This window comes from Permianibacter fluminis, assembly GCF_013179735.1.
GTDB lineage: Bacteria > Pseudomonadota > Gammaproteobacteria > Enterobacterales > Permianibacteraceae > Permianibacter > Permianibacter fluminis.
Genome location: NZ_JABMEG010000001.1, coordinates 1,049,302 through 1,066,582, shown reverse-complemented (window position 1 = coordinate 1,066,582; position 17,281 = coordinate 1,049,302). Strand labels below are relative to the sequence as shown.

The 17,281-nt window shown below is 59.5% G+C and carries 17 protein-coding genes; 9 read left to right on the top strand and 8 right to left on the bottom strand.

Annotated elements, in window-relative coordinates; translation table 11 throughout:
- Nucleotides 1-7: 7 nt before the first annotated feature.
- The 3 genes from thyA to HPT27_RS04745 form a co-directional block, all read right to left on the bottom strand.
- Nucleotides 8-802, bottom strand: a complete 795-nt coding sequence (gene thyA / locus HPT27_RS04755; RefSeq protein WP_172239672.1) for a thymidylate synthase — start codon at nt 800-802, stop codon at nt 8-10.
- 65 nt (nt 803-867) lie between these two features.
- Nucleotides 868-1,674 carry a prolipoprotein diacylglyceryl transferase gene (gene lgt / locus HPT27_RS04750; protein ID WP_172239669.1) on the bottom strand — a complete coding sequence of 269 codons (807 nt, stop codon included), beginning with the start codon at nt 1,672-1,674 and terminating at the stop codon, nt 868-870.
- A gap of 132 nt (nt 1,675-1,806) precedes the next feature.
- On the bottom strand, nt 1,807-2,619 hold the full coding sequence (locus tag HPT27_RS04745) for a sulfite exporter TauE/SafE family protein (protein ID WP_172239666.1): 813 nt from the start codon (nt 2,617-2,619) through the stop codon (nt 1,807-1,809).
- 55 nt (nt 2,620-2,674) lie between these two features.
- On the opposite strand from HPT27_RS04745, the gene HPT27_RS04740 reads away from it, so the two are divergent.
- The 6 genes from HPT27_RS04740 (at nt 2,675) to HPT27_RS04715 (ending at nt 5,805) form a co-directional block, all read left to right on the top strand.
- Nucleotides 2,675-3,448, top strand: a complete 774-nt coding sequence (locus HPT27_RS04740) for an NRDE family protein (protein WP_328820216.1) — start codon at nt 2,675-2,677, stop codon at nt 3,446-3,448.
- Between the two features lie 317 nt (nt 3,449-3,765).
- On the top strand, nt 3,766-4,176 hold the full coding sequence (locus HPT27_RS04735; protein WP_172239660.1) for an ExbD/TolR family protein: 411 nt from the start codon (nt 3,766-3,768) through the stop codon (nt 4,174-4,176).
- Between the two features lie 144 nt (nt 4,177-4,320).
- Nucleotides 4,321-4,740 carry an MmcQ/YjbR family DNA-binding protein gene (locus HPT27_RS04730; protein WP_211197852.1) on the top strand — a complete coding sequence of 140 codons (420 nt, stop codon included), beginning with the start codon at nt 4,321-4,323 and terminating at the stop codon, nt 4,738-4,740.
- Nucleotides 4,741-4,769: 29 nt separating this feature from the next.
- The gene (locus tag HPT27_RS04725) at nt 4,770-5,078 is read left to right on the top strand and encodes a DUF3301 domain-containing protein (RefSeq protein WP_172239657.1); all 309 of its coding nucleotides are present in this window, start codon (nt 4,770-4,772) and stop codon (nt 5,076-5,078) included.
- A gap of 26 nt (nt 5,079-5,104) precedes the next feature.
- Complete coding sequence (locus tag HPT27_RS04720) at nt 5,105-5,515, top strand: hypothetical protein (protein ID WP_172239654.1); 411 nt, start codon at nt 5,105-5,107, stop codon at nt 5,513-5,515.
- A 2-nt stretch (nt 5,516-5,517) separates the two neighbouring features.
- Nucleotides 5,518-5,805 carry a hypothetical protein gene (locus tag HPT27_RS04715; protein ID WP_172239651.1) on the top strand — a complete coding sequence of 96 codons (288 nt, stop codon included), beginning with the start codon at nt 5,518-5,520 and terminating at the stop codon, nt 5,803-5,805.
- A 72-nt stretch (nt 5,806-5,877) separates the two neighbouring features.
- Here the strand turns inward: HPT27_RS04715 and HPT27_RS04710 are convergent, their stop codons facing one another.
- Both HPT27_RS04710 and HPT27_RS04705 read right to left on the bottom strand, forming a co-directional pair.
- Nucleotides 5,878-6,915, bottom strand: a complete 1,038-nt coding sequence (locus HPT27_RS04710) for a DUF1338 domain-containing protein (protein ID WP_172239648.1) — start codon at nt 6,913-6,915, stop codon at nt 5,878-5,880.
- A 223-nt stretch (nt 6,916-7,138) separates the two neighbouring features.
- A complete protein-coding gene (locus tag HPT27_RS04705; protein ID WP_172239645.1) occupies nt 7,139-8,218 on the bottom strand; it encodes a saccharopine dehydrogenase family protein in 1,080 nt (359 codons plus the stop codon).
- A 276-nt stretch (nt 8,219-8,494) separates the two neighbouring features.
- Between HPT27_RS04705 and HPT27_RS04700 the strand changes: the two genes are divergently transcribed.
- Entirely contained in the window at nt 8,495-8,935 is a 441-nt protein-coding gene (locus tag HPT27_RS04700) for an Lrp/AsnC family transcriptional regulator (protein ID WP_172239642.1), read from the top strand.
- Nucleotides 8,936-8,968: 33 nt separating this feature from the next.
- On the opposite strand, the gene HPT27_RS04695 is transcribed toward HPT27_RS04700, so the two are convergent.
- Complete coding sequence (locus HPT27_RS04695; RefSeq protein WP_172239639.1) at nt 8,969-9,715, bottom strand: hypothetical protein; 747 nt, start codon at nt 9,713-9,715, stop codon at nt 8,969-8,971.
- A gap of 1,173 nt (nt 9,716-10,888) precedes the next feature.
- Between HPT27_RS04695 and HPT27_RS04690 the strand changes: the two genes are divergently transcribed.
- Nucleotides 10,889-12,031 (top strand): hypothetical protein, encoded by a 1,143-nt coding sequence (locus tag HPT27_RS04690; protein WP_172239636.1) that lies wholly within the window; start codon nt 10,889-10,891, stop codon nt 12,029-12,031.
- A 174-nt stretch (nt 12,032-12,205) separates the two neighbouring features.
- Nucleotides 12,206-13,168, top strand: a complete 963-nt coding sequence (locus HPT27_RS04685; protein WP_172239633.1) for an AraC family transcriptional regulator — start codon at nt 12,206-12,208, stop codon at nt 13,166-13,168.
- Nucleotides 13,169-13,235: 67 nt separating this feature from the next.
- Here HPT27_RS04685 and HPT27_RS04680 read toward each other — a convergent pair whose 3' ends face one another.
- Together HPT27_RS04680 and HPT27_RS04675 are read right to left on the bottom strand one after the other, a co-directional pair.
- Nucleotides 13,236-13,451 (bottom strand): cold-shock protein, encoded by a 216-nt coding sequence (locus tag HPT27_RS04680; RefSeq protein ID WP_328820209.1) that lies wholly within the window; start codon nt 13,449-13,451, stop codon nt 13,236-13,238.
- A gap of 287 nt (nt 13,452-13,738) precedes the next feature.
- A complete protein-coding gene (locus tag HPT27_RS04675; protein ID WP_172239627.1) occupies nt 13,739-17,224 on the bottom strand; it encodes a pyruvate carboxylase in 3,486 nt (1,161 codons plus the stop codon).
- Nucleotides 17,225-17,281 lie beyond the last annotated feature (57 nt).

Here is a 17,281-nt window from a genome sequence, read left to right as displayed (position 1 = left end):
TTGGTGCTCAGACCGCGACCGGCGCTTTGATCGCCGGGTGGGATTGGTAATCCAGAATCTGGAAATCCTCGAACCGGTACGAGAACAAATCGGCCGGTTTGCGGACGATCTGCAGCCGCGGTGGAGGTAGCGGTTTGCGGCTCAGCTGCTCCTTGGCCTGCTCGACATGATTGCTATACAGGTGGACATCGCCACCGGTCCAGACAAAATCACCGACCTGCAAATCGCATTGCTCGGCCACCATGTGCGTGAGCAGCGCATACGAAGCAATATTGAACGGCACGCCGAGAAAAATATCGGCCGAGCGCTGATACAGTTGGCAACTGAGCGCGCCGTTGGCGACGTAGAACTGGAACATCGTGTGACAAGGTTGCAGCGCCATCTTGTCCAGATCGGCGACGTTCCAGGCACTGACGATCAGCCGACGCGAATCCGGCGTCTTGCGGATCTGCTCCAGCACTTGTGAAATCTGGTCGATATGGCGGCCATCCGGCGCCGGCCAGCTGCGCCACTGGTAGCCGTAAACCGGCCCCAGATCGCCATTGGCATCCGCCCATTCATCCCAGATGCTGACGTTGTTGTCCTTCAGGTACTTGATATTGGTGTCGCCATTGAGGAACCACAGCAGCTCATGAATGATCGAGCGCAGGTGCAGCTTCTTGGTGGTCACCAGCGGAAACCCTTCGCGCAGATTGAAGCGCATTTGCGCACCGAACAACGAACGGGTGCCGGTGCCAGTACGGTCGGTTTTGATGGCACCGTTTTCCAGCACATCGCGAACCAGATTCAAATAATTTTGCATCGCCCTTCTCAACTCTAGCGGCGCGATGAGCACAGCGCGCCGAAACCCCGTTCAATTCTATCTCGTTACTTCGCCAGCGCCGGCGCCGCATTACCACGCCGGTAAGCCAGCACCAGCAGCACGACACCGGTGGCGATCAATGGCACGCACAACCATTGGCCACGCGACAGCCCGAGTGCCTGCAGGCCCAGATGCGCATCCGGCTCGCGGAAATATTCGACGATAAAACGGAACACGCCGTAACCGGCAGCGAACAGGCCGCTGACCGCCATCCGCGGCCGCGACTGGCGGGAAAAAAACCACAGAATCAGAAACAACAACAAGCCTTCCAGCAGGGCTTCATAGAGTTGCGACGGATGCCGCAACAAGTGCAGCGAATCAGTCGGAAAACGGAACGCCCACGGCACATCCGGACCGGCTTCGCGGCCCCACAATTCGGCGTTGATGAAATTGCCGATGCGACCAAAGAACAAACCGGGCGGCACCAACGGGGCAAAGAAATCCGCAACATCAAACACGGCGCGCTTGTTCGCTTTGGCATACCAAATAAAAGCCACCAGCACGCCGAGCAAACCGCCGTGGAAAGACATGCCGCCTTCCCAGATCCGGAACAGGTACAGCGGGTTGTCGAGGAACAGGCCGAATTGATAGAAGAACACATAGCCAAGCCGGCCACCGAGCACGACCCCGAGAAAACCGTAGAACAAAAAGTCGCTGACCTGTTCGCCGGTCCAACCGCTGCCCGGTTTTCGCGCGCGATGGTTGCCAAGCCACCAGGCCGCCAGAAAACCGAGCAGGTACATCAAACCGTACCAGCGCAGCGCCACCGGGCCAATTGAAAAAATCACCGGATCAATAGCCGGAAAATCCATCGTGCGTCCTTTTCGTTCTGTGCGGCAAAATCGTTTGGTTTTACTGAATTCGTTTGTTCTTGCTGTAACCGATCGATCGAGATGAATGCCCGATCAGCGCACGCGGGTTACCGGTGCAGCGAGGTGACCGAGTCAATGCCCGGTCAACGCCCGCACTGCCAGGCGCAGCCCGACAATGGCCAGAAACAGCGCAAACAACTTGCGCAGCCGCGCCGCCGGCCAGCGGTGCGCCAGTTTGGCACCGATCGGCGCGCTGAACCATGACGCCGCGGTGATGGCCAGCACGGCGGGCCAGTATACAAAGCCGGTCGCGCCAACAGGCAGCGGCAGTGACCAACCAGCCGCGACATAGCCGAGCGTGCCGAACAGCGCGATCGGCAAGCCGACCGCCGCCGAGGTCGCCACCGCCTCGGTGATCGGCACGCCGAAATGCAGCAGCAGCGGCACCGTCAGCGAGCCACCGCCAATGCCAACCAGCCCGGACAGGCTGCCGATCACCGCGCCGAACCCGGCCCAGACCGCACGACCCGGTCGCTGGCGGGTGCCGGTAGTGATGCCGGTCAGCGCTGTACGCACGGCAAGCGCCAGGACAAAACCGGCGAAAATCAGCGTCAGCAGCTGCGAACCGAGCCGCGCCGCCAGCCAGCCGGCGCCGGATGCGGTCAGCGCCACGGTCGGTGCCAGCCGCCAGAACAGCGGCCATTGCACGGCGCCGCGGCTGGCATGAGCGCGGGTTGAGGCAACCGCGGTCAGCACAATCGCGGCCAGTGAGCTGCCGATGGCCATCGGCATCAGGGCGTCCGCGCTGACGCCCGCCAGCGGCAACAACAGCAACAACGCCGGCACCAGAATCAGGCCGCCGCCAATGCCGAGCAGGCCAGCCAGCCAGCCTGAAAGCGCGCCAACCAGCAGGTACACTGGCCACTGCAAAAACGCGGAACCCATCACCGCCTGTCCACCCGCCACCGATTCACCTGTTTTGTCTGGAGCTGACGCCCGCGTGTGCTTGATTGTCTTGGCCCGGGACCAACACCCGGATTACCCGCTGATTGTGCTGGCCCATCGCGACGAATTCACCGCCCGGCCGAGCCGGCCGCTGCATTGGTGGCCGGACCGCGAGATTCTGGCCGGCCGCGATGAACTGGCCGGCGGCAGCTGGCTCGGCGTCAATCGCCACGGCCGCTTTGCCGCCGTCACCAATGTCCGCGAGGGCCTGCCCGAAGCCAGTGCTCGCTCACGTGGCGAGCTCGTTACCGACTGGCTGGATAACCCCGGCTTGCAGGCCGAAACCCACGCCGCCCGGTTGGCAAAGGCCGCGCAGTATAGCGGCTTCAACCTGCTGTTCGGCGGCTGGCAGCAGGGTGAACTGGCGCTGCATTACAGCAGCAACCGGTTTGCGCCGCGGGCGGTGCCGGCGGGGATCTGGGCGTTATCGAACGGCGACTGGAATGCGCCATGGCCAAAAGCCCGGCTGGCCAAAACGGCGCTGGCGGCACTGCTGGCGACTAGCACGGCGCCGGACGCATCGTGGCTGGATGCCCTGCTCGATCGGCAACCCGCCGCCGATGCCGAGCTGCCCGACACCGGCATCGGGCTGGAGCGCGAACGCTGGCTGTCACCGCTGCTGATCACCGGCGCGCACTACGGCACCCGCGCCACCAGCCTGCTCAGCATCCGCGCCGACGGCCAGCTGCAGCTGATCGAGCGCAGCCTCGACCCGGCCCGTGACGGCGCGATTACCGGCGTGGTGCAGGAAAGCCTGATGCTCGTCTGAGGGTACCGGCGAGTCCCACAGTAAATCGGTGACGCGGGCGGTCGTCATGGCCGCGTCGTGGCGATGTTGTAGCGACTTTGCAGCAACGCGGTAGCGATGTTGCGGCGATGTCACCGCCGCGGGATGCGCGATATCAGCGCAACTGGCCTGACCGGAACCGGGCGACGCGCGGGCCGAAAGCCCGCGCCAGCCTCGACGGCGAGCGGCAAAATTCACCGGGAAGCCGATCTGGATCGCTCCCCGGCCGTCGGCTATAGTGCCTGCCCCGGTCTGTCGGCCGGGCCGGTTTGCTCTATACCCAGATAACGAGATTCGCCATGCGCAAGAAACACGGTGGTGCCGCAGAAGACGCCGAAATCGACATGACCCCGATGCTCGACATCGTGTTCATCATGCTTATTTTCTTCATTGTGACGACCTCGTTCGTCAAAGAAGCGGGCATGGACATCCAGCGGCCGTCCGGTAAGTCCGCGTCGACCACCAAGGCCAAGGCCAACGTGCTAATTACCATCAACAGCGCCGGTCAGGTCGTTGTCGATGAGCGCGAAGTCGATATCCGCGCCATTCGCGCCCACGTCGAAAAGACACTGGCTGAATCGCCGGATGCCTCGGTTATCGTTCAGGCCCACAAAGACAGCGACACCGACATCCTGATCAGCGTGGTCGATGCCGCGCGCGAAGCCGGTGTTGAAAAAGTCTCGGTCGGCACCTACGACCGCGACAAATAACCAGCTACCTCGGCTTGGTCAAAAGGCAGCTTCGGCTGCCTTTTTTGTTGGCCGACATTTGCCGGCCAGCCGCTGATTTGCCGGCACCGGAGGCTTGCATTACCGTGCCCGCATCCCCAGCATGCTGGGCAGAATGAGCGCAGCATGACCCGACCGATGAACCAGACCGCCAACACCCGCCTGCGCACCGCGATCGCGCAGCTGGCACTGCAGCTGCCGGGTGTCAGCAGCGATATCAAGTGGGGCAGCGTGTTGGTGTACTCGGTCGCCAACAAGATGTTCTGTTGCCTGACCTCTGATACCGAGATAAACGCCGAAGCGGAATCCGCCGCGCGAAATGCATTGCGGATATCGGTAAAAGTTTCGCCGGAGCGATTTCTGGAATGGACCGATCAACCCGGCATCATTCCGGCGCCCTATCTGGCCAAGCATCACTGGGTCAGTCTGGAGCCGGCCTGCACTTTGAGTCAGGCCGATGTATTGAACATGATCGAACAGTCGTATCGGTTGGTGCGAGCCAAACTGCCACGGAAAACTCAGGCGGCGCTGGCAGCGACGTCGTGAATGACCCCACGAATTGACGGAAGACTTTGATGAAGCGTTTGTTGTTCTTTGTTTTGATTGGCGCCATTGCCGCGTTTTGGTGGCACAGCATGCAGGCGCGGGAAAATGCCCGGCAGGCGGCCAAGCGCGAATGCGAGAAATTTGGCCTGACCCTGATCGACGACACCGTCGAGCGCATCCATATCGGTTTTGGTCGCAGCCACGGCGGCGGCTCGACATTCGTCCGCATTTACCAGTTTGAATTCACGCCGAACGGCGCCCGTCGCTACAAGGGCCTGGTGCGGATGCGCGGCACCACCGTCGAAGACATCCGGATGGAACCGTACGAAGCCGCCTGAATCCATCAGACGAGGAGCGCGACACCATGAAAATGCCGTTCTGGTTCTTGCATGTGTTGACGGTGCTTGTGTTGACGGTTCTCGTACTCGCTGGCTGCGCCAGCAAAAATGCATCACCGGGCCCCGCCAATACGCCGGCCCCGGCAACCGACCGCGCCGCTGGCGAACGCTCGACTGACGAACGCAACAAGACCGTCACGCCCTTTACCGGCGCCGGTCACGATTACGCCACGGCCATTCAATTCAGCGACATCAACAATCCCATTGCGTTCAGTCAAAAGCAGCAGGAATGGCTGTGGCTGAATTACCGCGACTGGAAAAAACAAGGCCAGTCCCTGCGCGAAAGCAATGGCGTGCAATATGACGAGGTTCGACTAAGCAATGGCAAGGGTGAAACACGGGTGATTTATTTTCGGATGCCGAAAGGTGCGAAATAAAAATGCAACTGGAACTGAGTGTTGTAGGGCCGGTATTTTTCTCGCCTGATGACGAGGAGACCTTCTTCTCTTGGCTACGTCGAATTGAGGTAATTTCTCAGATTCGCGGTCAGCATCGGCTACTGCACATGGAATTCAAACATACACCTTCAGCAGAAGAAGTCATCAGCTTGCTGGTTTTGTTCCGACGCTGGCAGCTCGATCTTTCGGCTCTAGAACCCTTTCGCAATGAAGATAACGGCCACCACATTCTTTGGCAGAGATCGGTAGCTGAGGCCGTGCGCAAGTAGCTGATACAACGGGTTAGCCCAAAAACAAAACCCCGCTTAGGCGGGGTTTTGTTTTTGGATCTTGAGAGGGACTTACGCCACTTTCGCCGCATCAGTCATTTTGAAAATGCCGGTGGCATTGCTGGAATCAAAGGTCAGGTCCAGTTTCCACTCACCTGAGACTTCATCCAGGTATTTGTCGCGGCTGATGAATTCGTAGAACGAACCCGGCACCGTGTAGGTGGCGACCCGACCATCGGCATCGACCATCCGGCGCTCGACTTGCGCCGCTTTGAACGCCGTCTGACGGACGCGGCCATTGGCCGACACTTCCACCGCTTCCTTGATCGAACGGCCCAGCGCTTTCTGTTCCTTGGTCAGTTCAAACACATCGCTGACCCGATCGGTAACGTGGTTGTAGGCATTGCCTTCGGTGCTGATCCAGGCCATCTCGGCCGATTCTTTCAGCAGCACGTCGTAATCGGCGCGGGTCACTTCGCCGTGCTGGCGGGCAAAGCACTCGACGATGTTCGGCAGCAACTTCAATGCTTCAGCCATGGTCAGCGCTTTCTGCTCGCTGAGTTTGCCGAGCAACGCTTTGCTGTCCGCCATCAGCGGGTCGCGCGAGTTGCCAACAACGTTGGCAACGGCTTGCTGGAACGCCGGGGAGAATTGATCGACATGCAATTCGGAGACGAAGAACTGGGCGATATCGGCCGGCAATTCGCTGTGGGTGTACACGTGGCCGGTCATTTTCAAACGCGGCAGCGGATACAGACCGCCGATGACAAAACCGAGCGGCTTCAGGATGCGATCAAAGGCGAGATGACCGACCGGCAGGGCACCCATGTTTCCATAAACAGGATTGGCGACAACAGTGCGCAGCGCGCCGTGATCGAAGTTGATCTTGCGGCCGATGCGGATCGCTTCATCAACGTACTGAGCGCCTTCCGGCACCCGCTTCAACAGATCCGAGAACAGCGCCATGTTCATGGCTTGGGCGAGTTCGGCACGGGTGACGTTGTCGCTGCTGCCGAGCAGGCGGGCTTCGACTTCCATGGCGTTGAACAGCCAGACCGCGCGCTCTGCGCCCAACACCGACGACACCAACTGCTGCACGTTGCTGCTCATGACTGCCTCGCTACCGGTTCCGGAGTGACATAAAAATGGCCGGGCGCTTTACCTTGGGGCAAAACACGGTCCGACCAGTTTGCTGCATTGCAATATATCGGAATGCTCAGGATTTGACCAGCCCTGCCAGCTGGTTGCGGCTAGGGGCTTTCCCCCTCTCCCTAACCCTCCCCCTTGACGGGGGAGGGCCGGGGAGAGGGTGAAGCCGCGCTCGGGGAATACCTTAAGCCGTGTACAGACCGCCAAAGCGGTTGGCCAGGAACTCGTCCAGCTTGACCGCTTCCTGGGCCACGAAGCCCTTGCGCGGCAGCTTGCCGGCGCGCATCAGCTCCATTGCGGTAACGATGCCGGCCGCGGTGGTCAGCTGGATGGCGGTCATGTTCAGGCCGGCGATGACTTTCGGGAAAATGCGGGTCGCGAAGGTCTGTTGCTGGTACTTGCCGTCTTTCCAGCCAGTCACCGAGACGAACACCACGACCATGTCCTGGCTGGTGTACGGCATCGAGTGTTCGAAGATTTCTTTCAGCGTGTCGCGCTTGTCGATCATGCGCAGATCGTTGATCAGCAGGCGCAGAATGCTGTTGTGACCCGGGAAGCGCATGGTTTTGTAGTCAAGGTTGCGGACCTTGCCTTCCAGCGTTTCGCACAGCGTGCCGAGGCCGCCCGAGGTGTTGAAGGCTTCGTATTCGTCGCCGTCGATCAGCAGGGTTTCCAGACCTTCCAGCGGCTGCACCTTCATGAACTCGCCATTGACGATGGCATCGCACGGCTCGCAGTACTCGTTGATCAGGCCATCAGTCGACCAGGTCAGGTTGTACTTCAGGGTGTTGGTCGGGTAGCGGGTCAGCGCACCGACGCGCATTTTCACGTCCTGCAGCTTGTCGAACTTGCTGGCCAGGTCAAAACCGGCAATACCGATGAAACCCGGGGCCAAACCGCATTGCGGCATCAGCGCGGTTTCGGCGGTCTTGGCGATGTCCTTGATGGCATTGGTGGCGGCCACGTCTTCGGTCAGGTCGAAGTAGTGCACCTTGCACTCGGCAGCGACCTTGGCGACGTTCTTGGCGGCGAAGAACGGCAGCGCGTTCAGCACCGCATCGGCGTTCTTCAGGGCTGCGGCCAGCGAGGCTTCGTTACCAGCATCGACGATCACGCTCTTGACGCCCGGGATACCAAAATCGACCGGACGCATGTCACCGACGGTCACTTCGTAGTCGCCAGTCGAGGCCAGCATGGTGGTGATGGCAATGCCGATCTTGCCGCCGCCGAGTACCAGAATCCGTTTGAAATCGTTAGCTGCCATGGTGTTATCCCTCCGTCGTATTCGTGAAAAGCGAGTGCGCCCTGACCCGGGTCTGAAGCGTAGGCCCAGACCGGAAAAGTGGGGGCGATAGACGGGGCAAATTCTGCGCAGCAGCTTCGTCGGAATACAGCGAGCATTACGACGAAAAGCAGGCTAGACTCGTCGGAATGACGATATTGCTGGTTGTTTCGGCGAGATGCGCCTGATTCAGGCATGGACTCAGCCGGAAGCCTCCCCCTCTCAGCACAAACCCAACTCACTACGCGAATGAACCCCATGGATCCACTCGACGATCTCGACCGCCAACTCCTCACCCTGCTGCAAGCCAACGCCCGCGAAGCCACCGCCACCCTCGCCCGCAAACTTGGTGTCGCCCGCACCACCGTGGTCGCCCGCATTGCCCGTTTGGAAAAAACCGGCGTCATCGGCGGTTATGGCGTGCGCCTCGGCAAACCCGGTGAAGAAAAAGGCCTGCGGGCGTACTGCGCGCTGCAGGTGGAACCGAAAGTCGGTCCGGCGGTGGTGAAGCGCCTGGGACGTTTTCCGGAGATTGAAGAGTTGTCAGCGGTCAGCGGAATTTGGGATTACATGTTGTTGTTGCGGGCCGAATCGCCGGAGCGGCTGGACCAAGTGTTGGATGAGATTGGGGCGATTGAGGGGGTTAAGCAGACGACGACGGCGGTGATGTTGGCGAGGAAGATTGATAGGCGGGGGTAAGCTTTATGGTCATCGACTCGGACAACATCAAATCTAACTTGTGCGAGCCCCACTCGGACCCCTGATATGCTTTTCATAATAAGCACGGAGTCTATCTACGTAGATCAAGCCCGCTTTTAATCGATCGATGTCATGGCATTCAATCATGCCGCTCGCTGCGAGCGTGCAATGCACCAAATGCATCGCCAACTCCTCCAAGAATGCATTGAGCAACCCCTCGTCTTCAATTGGCCCGAGCCTCGGAGAGTTGTTTGGCGAAACTAATAGAAAGCCTTTATATGTTGGGTGATTAGCATACTCAGAGAGTAATCTATATGGTTTATCTCGTCTTTGATTACTAAACCTTTGGTTCTGCTCGAGAGCTCTCCTGATTACTACCGGGGCGTACTCGTTCTTAATAACGGTCGCGTCAGCAGACCGCCAGTGGACAATTTTGTCTGGGAACAAAGAAAAGTAGTCAAGCAAGTTAACGATTTCTAACATGTCCCTGATCAGCTGAAATCCCGCTTGGAAGTACCCCGATAATCCAAGCTTCAGCGAAGATGCCCCCGAATTGAACACTCGAATTGCCAGCAGCTGAAGTGTATGTTGTTCGCTGCCAGCTGGAAAATCCTCCTGCAGCAGCAAAAAGAGATGATCAAGAGAATCATGTATAGCGTCAACATGATCGCAAAAATCACCCTTGGATAGAATCTTCTCGATCGAAGCAAATCTAACCCGCTCTTCATGTTCATGCATGCGAGCCAGATTCTCCGGGAAACTTCTGCTTGTATCATTCATCTGCAACTCCTCAGATATCTGTGAACCGGAGAGCGTCTTGCGGCACTTAGCATCGCTAATGGATTTTAGCGCAAACATTTACTGGGGGATCTCGAAATTCAAGATCGCTGCCGGGTCTCGCCCCGGCGGGCGACCTACTTTCGTGGCGCACGAAAGTAGGCAAAGCACATTGCCTGTATTCCTCGCCGCTAAAACGGTGATGCTGTTTTAGCGGTTCCCTGCGCTACGCCATTCCAGCTGGGGCTTTTCAGACAGCACATCCCTGTGCAGTCTGAAAAGGCTTCGGCGTCGTGCCTCGCCCCTTCGCTGCGCTGCGGGCTGTTAACCCAGCTTCCATTACGTTGCTCGGCTCGTCAGACGGCGGGAAAGTCAAAGGCACGCTGCGCGCAAAAAAAACGAAAACAACCTGTCGTTCCCGCGAAGGCGGGAACCCAGGGACTTTGAAACATGGAAAGACACTGGGTCCCCGCTTCGGCAACTGCTCCTGCGTTGCTCTACCTCCTGCATCCATGCAGTCGTACGCGGGGATGACAGACCAAGAAAGAAATGCCGAAGCAACCAACCCCAGCTAGAACCCGGGGCCCCCATTCGCGCCAACCGGCGATTCGGCGTTAGCGGCCGGGTGCGCAAGCCAGGACGGCTTGCGCAGCATTGATAAGGCAGGACGCCGCATCAATGCGTGCCCGAAGCCGATAACGCCGAAGCGACGGGCGGAGTCTCCGAAGCAACCAATCCGATTCTGGCGCGTGGGGCGTGTTCTCTTTGGTTACTTTCTCTTGCACGAGCAAGAGAAAGTAACTCGCCCGCCGGGGCGAGACCCGGCGACTCTGACCGATTACAGAAATTCGGAATAGCCGAACAGCTCGGCGCGGCAACTACCCCGCCCCATCCCTCCCCTTTACAGGGGAGGGGGAAGGTAACCGCACCAGCAACGACTGGTAATTGATCAAGCCAACGCGACAAAAGCAATTTCCGCGAAAGCCCACAGACTCGGCCGCGCTCGGATCAATCGCCAAAAAAATTCCGAATGCCGGTGCACCAAATCACGAAAACCACGTTAAATCCTCACCCAGCCTAAACCGGCCGGCTGGCATCAGGTCCAATACCGCCAGATTCCGATTAACCATGCCGACCCGCGCCAAGCGCAGCGGTTCATACCGCAAGGAGCGTTTCATGCATCACGACTCACAACGGACAAGCACCCGGCGATGGCTGGTGGCGGCTTATGTGCTTGCCAGCCTGGCCAGCGTGGCGGGATGTGGTGGTGGTAGCGGTGGCGGTGATGATGGCGACAGCAATCCGCCACCGACCGAACCCAGCGTGCAGCAGCGTCAGCAAGCGGCGATTGAGACCGTTCAGCACAATGTCGCGTGCACGTCGATCACGCCGTTTTATTGGGAGATCGGCGATCAGAACAACAGTTTGGCCAGTGGTAGCGGTGGCGATGGGTCGGCGGCAGCACCAACGGCAAGCACCCTGATGTCGATTGCTTCAGCATCAAAATGGTTGTTCGGTGCCTATGTGCTGGAAAAGCAGGCGGTTACGCCCGAGCATCCGCTGTCGGCCGATGAGCTGACCTATCTGAATTTCACCAGCGCTTATCACAGCCTGTCGTCCGGCAGTTGCACGCTGAGCCACAGCGTTGGAGATTGTTTTACCGCCGCCCATATCGGCGGTCACAACGACGATGCCACCGCAGCGGATATCGGTCACTTTTTCTATAACGGCGGTCATTTTCAGGCCTATGCGACAAACTCGCTTGGCCTTGGCAACACCTTCGACAATGCCACGACCGAGCAACCCAAGTTGGCGGCGGAAATGCAAAGCCAGCTTGGGCTTGATATCAGCGTGTTTTATTCCGATCCGCAGCTGGCCGGTGGCGCCGTGATGACGGCAGAAAACTACAGCCGGTTTCTGCGCAAAATTTTGTCTGGTCAGCTGCGCATGCATGATTACCTGGGCCGCAACAGCGTTTGCACGCACACCAACTCCAGCGACTGCCCGAGCGCCCTTTACAGCCCGGTCAATCAATCGGAACCGGGACTTGGCGAGAACGATATCAGCGATGAGGCCTGGCATTATTCACTCGGCCATTGGGTGGAGGATGATCCGACGGTTGGCGACGGCGCCTTCAGCAGTGCCGGCGCCTTTGGTTTCTATCCCTGGATTGACGCCAGCAAAACCTGGTACGGCGTCATCGCCCGACGCGACAGCAGCCAAGTTGGTGGTTCCGACCCGAGCGGCAGAGCCTATTTCACCTCGGTGCAGTGCGGCCGCCTGCTGCGCAAAGCCTGGCTCAGCGGCAGCGCACAGTAAGCCGGCAACGTCTGCCGAAAGCGTGGCTGTGGCAACGGATTCAATAGCTACGGCGGCAGCCTGTGATCAACGCTCGGCATGCCTTGCGCCGCGTTCGTTGAAACGGGCGGCGTGCTGTACAGCACCCGAAACTGCCGTTATCGTGCCGACCTCCCTGCACCGCTGGATCTCGGCATGGATTCCGATTTGGCCAATCCGCATCGGGCGGAATATCTGGCTCGGGTAAACCGGGTCATCGATTATGTTGCGGCCCATCTCGATGGCGATTTGTCGTTGCCAACGCTCGCCGCTGTCGCGCATTTTTCGCCGTTTTATTTTCACCGCATTTTCAAGGCGATGACCGGAGAAACGCTGAGCCAGTTCATCGCCCGGACACGGCTGGCGCGGGCCTGTTTTCTGCTGCGCAATCAGCCGGAACGATCGGTGACCAGCATCGCCTACGACTGTGGTTTCTCCAGCCCGGCAACGTTTGCCCGGGCCTTTCGGCAGGAGTTTGCGACCACGGCCGGCGCCTGGCGTTTGCAAGCGGATGCCGATCGCAAGATTGGCAAACTGCTCGGCAAGCCGGGCAAAGCGCCGATGATCCGGCAACTCTATCGTGCTCCGGCAAGCCAACCCCTTGCTTGGAGAATCGAAATGCAAAATGGCCAAACCCTGAACGTAACGGTCGAGACGCTGGTGGAACGCAATGTCGCCTATATCCGTCACTTCGGTCGTTATCACCAAGATGTGGAACTGTTTGAGCGACTGTTCGGCCGCTTGCTAACCTGGGCCGCGCCGCGCGGGCTGGTCAATTTTCCGCAGTCGGAAGCGCTGACCGTTTTCGGCGGCCACCCGGACAGCACCGACCCTGAGCAGCTACGGGTCGACGTCTGTCTGACGGTGCCAGTCGGCACCGCGGTTGGCGGCGCGATTGGCTGTCGCACCCTGTCTGGCGGCCAGTACGCGGTGGTGCATATAGAAGCGCCGCTGGCAGACTGCTACGCCGCCTGGGACGTCGCTTTCAACGAATGGCTGCCAGCCAGCGGTTTCCAACCGGACGATCGGGATTACTTCCTGAATCACCGCAACGACCCGAAAAGCCACCCGCGGCAATGGCACATCGTCGACATGTGCATTCCGGTCAAGCCGCTCTGATCCAAGGCCGAATCGCAGGCGAAAAAAAACCCGGCAGTGCCGGGTTTTTTCACATCAACAGCTGGAATTAATCCAACGGCTTGATGTTCGAGGCTTGCTTGCCTTTTTGGCCTTGCACAACGTCGAAGGACACTTTTTGGCCTTCGCGCAGCACTTTGAAACCTTGAACCTGAATCGCCGAGAAGTGCGCGAACAGATCTTCACCACCGCCATCAGGAGTAATGAAGCCAAAACCCTTGGTTTCGTTAAACCACTTCACAGTACCAGTTGCCATGCTTTCCATCTCTCACAGAATTAAATGAACCAGGGCGCCCCTGCGGGCTGAAACCCCTTTTTTACGAGACTCAACAGGGTGACACTGACGAGGCGATAAACCGATTTGCAAGGGTGTCCGCGAACACGCAACACACGATGTGAATATCTCGCCCGGGCATACTACCAATCCCGACGGCAAACGCAACGTTTATCCTTGCGGTCCGGGAACTAACCCGCAACCGGTCAAACCACCCGCCAGGCCCGGCCCAGACCGGTCTCACGACCCAGGCGCCCCGGCAGCAACCTGCCCGGCGCCTAGCCTACCAGCTCCAGCAGCAGATCGCGGGCATCAACAACCTGCCCGACTTTGGTATGGACGGCCGTGACAGTTCCGTCAAGTTCGGCCCGCAACACGGTCTCCATTTTCATCGCCTCCAGCGCCAGCAGCGGGTCGCCGCGCTTGACCTTCTGGCCGACCACGACATTGAGCAGGGCGATGCGGCCCGGCATCGGCGCGCCCAGATGGGCCGGATTGCCTTCCTCGGCCTTGCGCCGGGCCTTGGCCTGGCTGACCTCGGCCGGGATGCGGATTTGCCGGCCCTGACCGTTCAGCTCGAAGAACAGCTTGTAGAAGCCGTCGTCATCGACCTCGCTGCGACCGAGCAGCCGGATGATCAGCGATTTGCCCGGCTCGATATCGACCACCACTTCCTGACCGTCGGCGAGGCCATGGAAGAACGCCGGGGTCGGCAGCACCGAGACGTCATCGAACTCGGCCCGATGCTTAGCGAACTCGACGAACACTTTCGGGTACATCAGATAGGACGCCAGATCGGTGTCGCTCAGCTCCTGCTCGCAGAGCTTGCTGGCTTGCTCGCGCTCGGTTTTCAGATCCGCTGCCGGGACGTAATCACCGGCACGGCCAGCCAGCGGCTTGTCACCACGCAGTACTTTCTGTTGCAGCGCGGGCGGGAAACCGTCCGGCGGAAAACCAAGCTCGCCTTTCATCAGCGAAACCACCGATTCCGGAAACGCGATTTCTTTGTCCGGATTCAGCACATCGGCGCTGGTCAATCCGTTACCGACCATGAACAGCGCCATGTCGCCGACCACTTTCGAGGTCGGTGTCACTTTGACGATATCGCCGAACAATTGATTGACCTCGGCATAGGCGCCGGCCACGTCCGGCCAGCGCGCTTCGAGCCCCAGGCCACGCGCTTGCTCGCGCAGATTGGTGTATTGGCCGCCGGGCATTTCGTGGCGATACACATCCGCGGTGCCGGCTTTCATGTCCGGTTCAAACGGCGCGTACAGCTTGCGCACGCCTTCGAAATAGAGCGACAACGTTTGCAGGTTGCTGGCGTCGAGCTGCGGATCGTTGTCGGTGCCGGCCAGCGCCGCCACAATCGAACTCAGGTTGGGTTGTGAGGTCAACCCACTCATGCTGTCGAGCGCGCCGTCGACGATATCGCAACCGGCGTCGATGGCCGCGAGCACACTGGCAGCAGCGATGCCGCTGGTGTCGTGGGTATGAAAGTGAATCGGCAGGCCGACTTCCTGTTTCAACGTCTTGACCAGTTCACGCGCCGCGCGCGGGCGGCAGACACCGGCCATGTCCTTGATCGCCAAGGTATGGCAACCGGCCTTTTCCAATTCTTTCGCCAGCTTGACGTAATAGGCGAGGTTGTATTTCGGCCGTTTGGCGTCGAACAGATCGCCGGTGTAGCAAATGGCGCCTTCGCAGATCGCATCGGTATCACGCACCGCGTCGATGGCCACGCGCATGTTCTCGACCCAGTTCAGCGAGTCGAATACCCGGAACAGATCGATGCCGTTGCTGGCAGCCTGACTGATGAAATAGCGGACGACATTGTCCGGGTAATTGGTGTAGCCAACCGCGTTCGATCCGCGCAGCAGCATCTGGAACAGCGTATTCGGAATCGCTTCGCGCAGGCGCGCCAGCCGCAGCCACGGATCTTCTTTCAGAAAGCGCAGCGCCACATCGAAGGTTGCACCGCCCCAGCATTCCAGTGAGAACAGGTTCGGCGCCAGCCGGGCGTAGTACGGGGCGATGCGCAGCATGTCGTGACTGCGCATGCGGGTCGCGAACAGCGACTGGTGCGCATCACGCAGCGTGGTGTCGGTGATCAGCACCTGTTTCTGATCGAGAATCCATTGGCTGAATTTCTCGGCGCCGAGCTCTTTTAACTTGGTACGTGTGCCGGCCGGAATCGACTGCTGCAACAGCTGTGTCGACGGCGTTGGCGGTTCAATCGGTACCGAAGTTATATGCCGGCCTTTCAGTTCTGGATGGCCATGAATCACCACGCCGCCGAGATAGCGCAGCAGTTTGGTCGCGCGATCGCGGCGCGGCGTTGACCGCAACAGCTCGGGCGTTTGGTCAATAAACCGAGTCGTGCATTTGCCGGAAACAAAATCCGGATGCTTGATGACGTTTTCGAGGAACTGCAGATTGGTGGCAAGGCCGCGAATGCGGAACTCGCGCAGCGCCCGATCCATTCGGCTGATCGCTTCGTCACGCGTCGCCCCGCGCGCGGTCACTTTTACCAGCAGCGAATCGTAATACGGAGTGATCACCGCGCCGCTGTAGGCACTGCCACCATCCAAACGAATGCCAAAGCCAGCCGGGCTGCGATAGGCGGTCAGTCGACCGTAATCGGGCCGGAAGCTGTTGTCCGGATCTTCGGTGGTGATCCGGCACTGCAGCGCATAGCCACGCACCTGAATATCCTGTTGCAATGGCACTCCGCTGCCCTGCTCGCCTTCGATAACGCCGATTTTGGCGCCCTCAGTGATCCGGATCTGGGCTTTGACCAAATCGATGCCGGTCACTTCTTCGGTGACCGTATGTTCAACCTGGATGCGCGGATTGACTTCAATGAAATACAGCGCGCCGGTGTCGGCATCCATCAAAAATTCAACGGTGCCGGCGTGGGTGTAATTGACCTGTTTGCCGATGGCGAGCGCATAGCCGTACAGCTCGGCGCGCTGGGTGGCATTCAGATACGGTGCTGGCGCTTGCTCCACCACTTTTTGATGCCGGCGCTGCACCGAGCAATCGCGTTCGCCGAGGTGCACGAGAGTGCCGTGCCGATCGCCAAGGATCTGCACTTCAACGTGATGCGCGCGCCGCACCAGTTTTTCCAGATAGACCTCGTCGTTGCCAAATGCCGCGCCGGCTTCGCGGCGCGCCGCGTCAATCTGCGACAGCAATTCGCTTTCGTTTTCCACGACGCGCATGCCACGGCCGCCACCGCCCCAGCTGGCCTTGACCATGATCGGAAAGCCGATGCCAGCCGCGAGCTGTTGAATGGTCGCGGCATCGCGCGGCAACGGCCCGGTTGCCGGCACCACCGGCACCTTGGCCAATTGCGCCAGTTCGCGCGCCGCCACTTTGTTGCCAAGCCCGCGCATCACGCTGGGCTGCGGACCAATGAAAGCAATACCAGCCTGCGCGCAGGCCTCGGCAAATTCCGGATTCTCGGACAGGAAACCATAACCGGGGTGAATGGCGTCGACTTCGGCATCGCGGGCAATGCGCAGAATGTCGGCGCAATCGAGATAGGCTTCGACCGGTTTCTTGCCTTCACCAACCCGATAACTTTCATCGGCCTTGAACCGGTGCAGCGAAAAGCGATCCTCGCCGGCGTAAATCGCCACTGTTTTGATGCCGAGTTCATTCGCGGCGCGCATTACCCGAATGGCGATCTCGCTGCGATTGGCAACCAGAAGTTTGCGGATGGGCCGGGCGGCGGCGCTGTTTACGGCTGAAGCGGTCATGACCAGTACGTTTCCTGAACCGGGATTTTGCTACGGTGCAGCATAGCTGGCCATTAC

Excerpts from the sequence above, each read along its gene's own strand:
- thyA (WP_172239672.1), bottom strand. The coding sequence starts at position 802 with ATGCAAAATTATTTGAATCTGGTTCGCGATGTGCTGGAAAACGGTGCC.
- lgt (WP_172239669.1), bottom strand. The coding sequence starts at position 1,674 with ATGGATTTTCCGGCTATTGATCCGGTGATTTTTTCAATTGGCCCGGTG.
- HPT27_RS04745 (WP_172239666.1), bottom strand. The coding sequence starts at position 2,619 with ATGGGTTCCGCGTTTTTGCAGTGGCCAGTGTACCTGCTGGTTGGCGCG.
- HPT27_RS04735 (WP_172239660.1), top strand. The coding sequence starts at position 3,766 with ATGCGCAAGAAACACGGTGGTGCCGCAGAAGACGCCGAAATCGACATG.
- HPT27_RS04730 (WP_211197852.1), top strand. The coding sequence starts at position 4,321 with ATGACCCGACCGATGAACCAGACCGCCAACACCCGCCTGCGCACCGCG.
- HPT27_RS04725 (WP_172239657.1), top strand. The coding sequence starts at position 4,770 with ATGAAGCGTTTGTTGTTCTTTGTTTTGATTGGCGCCATTGCCGCGTTT.
- HPT27_RS04720 (WP_172239654.1), top strand. The coding sequence starts at position 5,105 with ATGAAAATGCCGTTCTGGTTCTTGCATGTGTTGACGGTGCTTGTGTTG.
- HPT27_RS04715 (WP_172239651.1), top strand. The coding sequence starts at position 5,518 with ATGCAACTGGAACTGAGTGTTGTAGGGCCGGTATTTTTCTCGCCTGAT.
- HPT27_RS04710 (WP_172239648.1), bottom strand. The coding sequence starts at position 6,915 with ATGAGCAGCAACGTGCAGCAGTTGGTGTCGTCGGTGTTGGGCGCAGAG.
- HPT27_RS04705 (WP_172239645.1), bottom strand. The coding sequence starts at position 8,218 with ATGGCAGCTAACGATTTCAAACGGATTCTGGTACTCGGCGGCGGCAAG.
- HPT27_RS04700 (WP_172239642.1), top strand. The coding sequence starts at position 8,495 with ATGGATCCACTCGACGATCTCGACCGCCAACTCCTCACCCTGCTGCAA.
- HPT27_RS04695 (WP_172239639.1), bottom strand. The coding sequence starts at position 9,715 with ATGAATGATACAAGCAGAAGTTTCCCGGAGAATCTGGCTCGCATGCAT.
- HPT27_RS04690 (WP_172239636.1), top strand. The coding sequence starts at position 10,889 with ATGCATCACGACTCACAACGGACAAGCACCCGGCGATGGCTGGTGGCG.
- HPT27_RS04685 (WP_172239633.1), top strand. The coding sequence starts at position 12,206 with ATGGATTCCGATTTGGCCAATCCGCATCGGGCGGAATATCTGGCTCGG.
- HPT27_RS04680 (WP_328820209.1), bottom strand. The coding sequence starts at position 13,451 with ATGGAAAGCATGGCAACTGGTACTGTGAAGTGGTTTAACGAAACCAAG.
- HPT27_RS04675 (WP_172239627.1), bottom strand. The coding sequence starts at position 17,224 with ATGACCGCTTCAGCCGTAAACAGCGCCGCCGCCCGGCCCATCCGCAAA.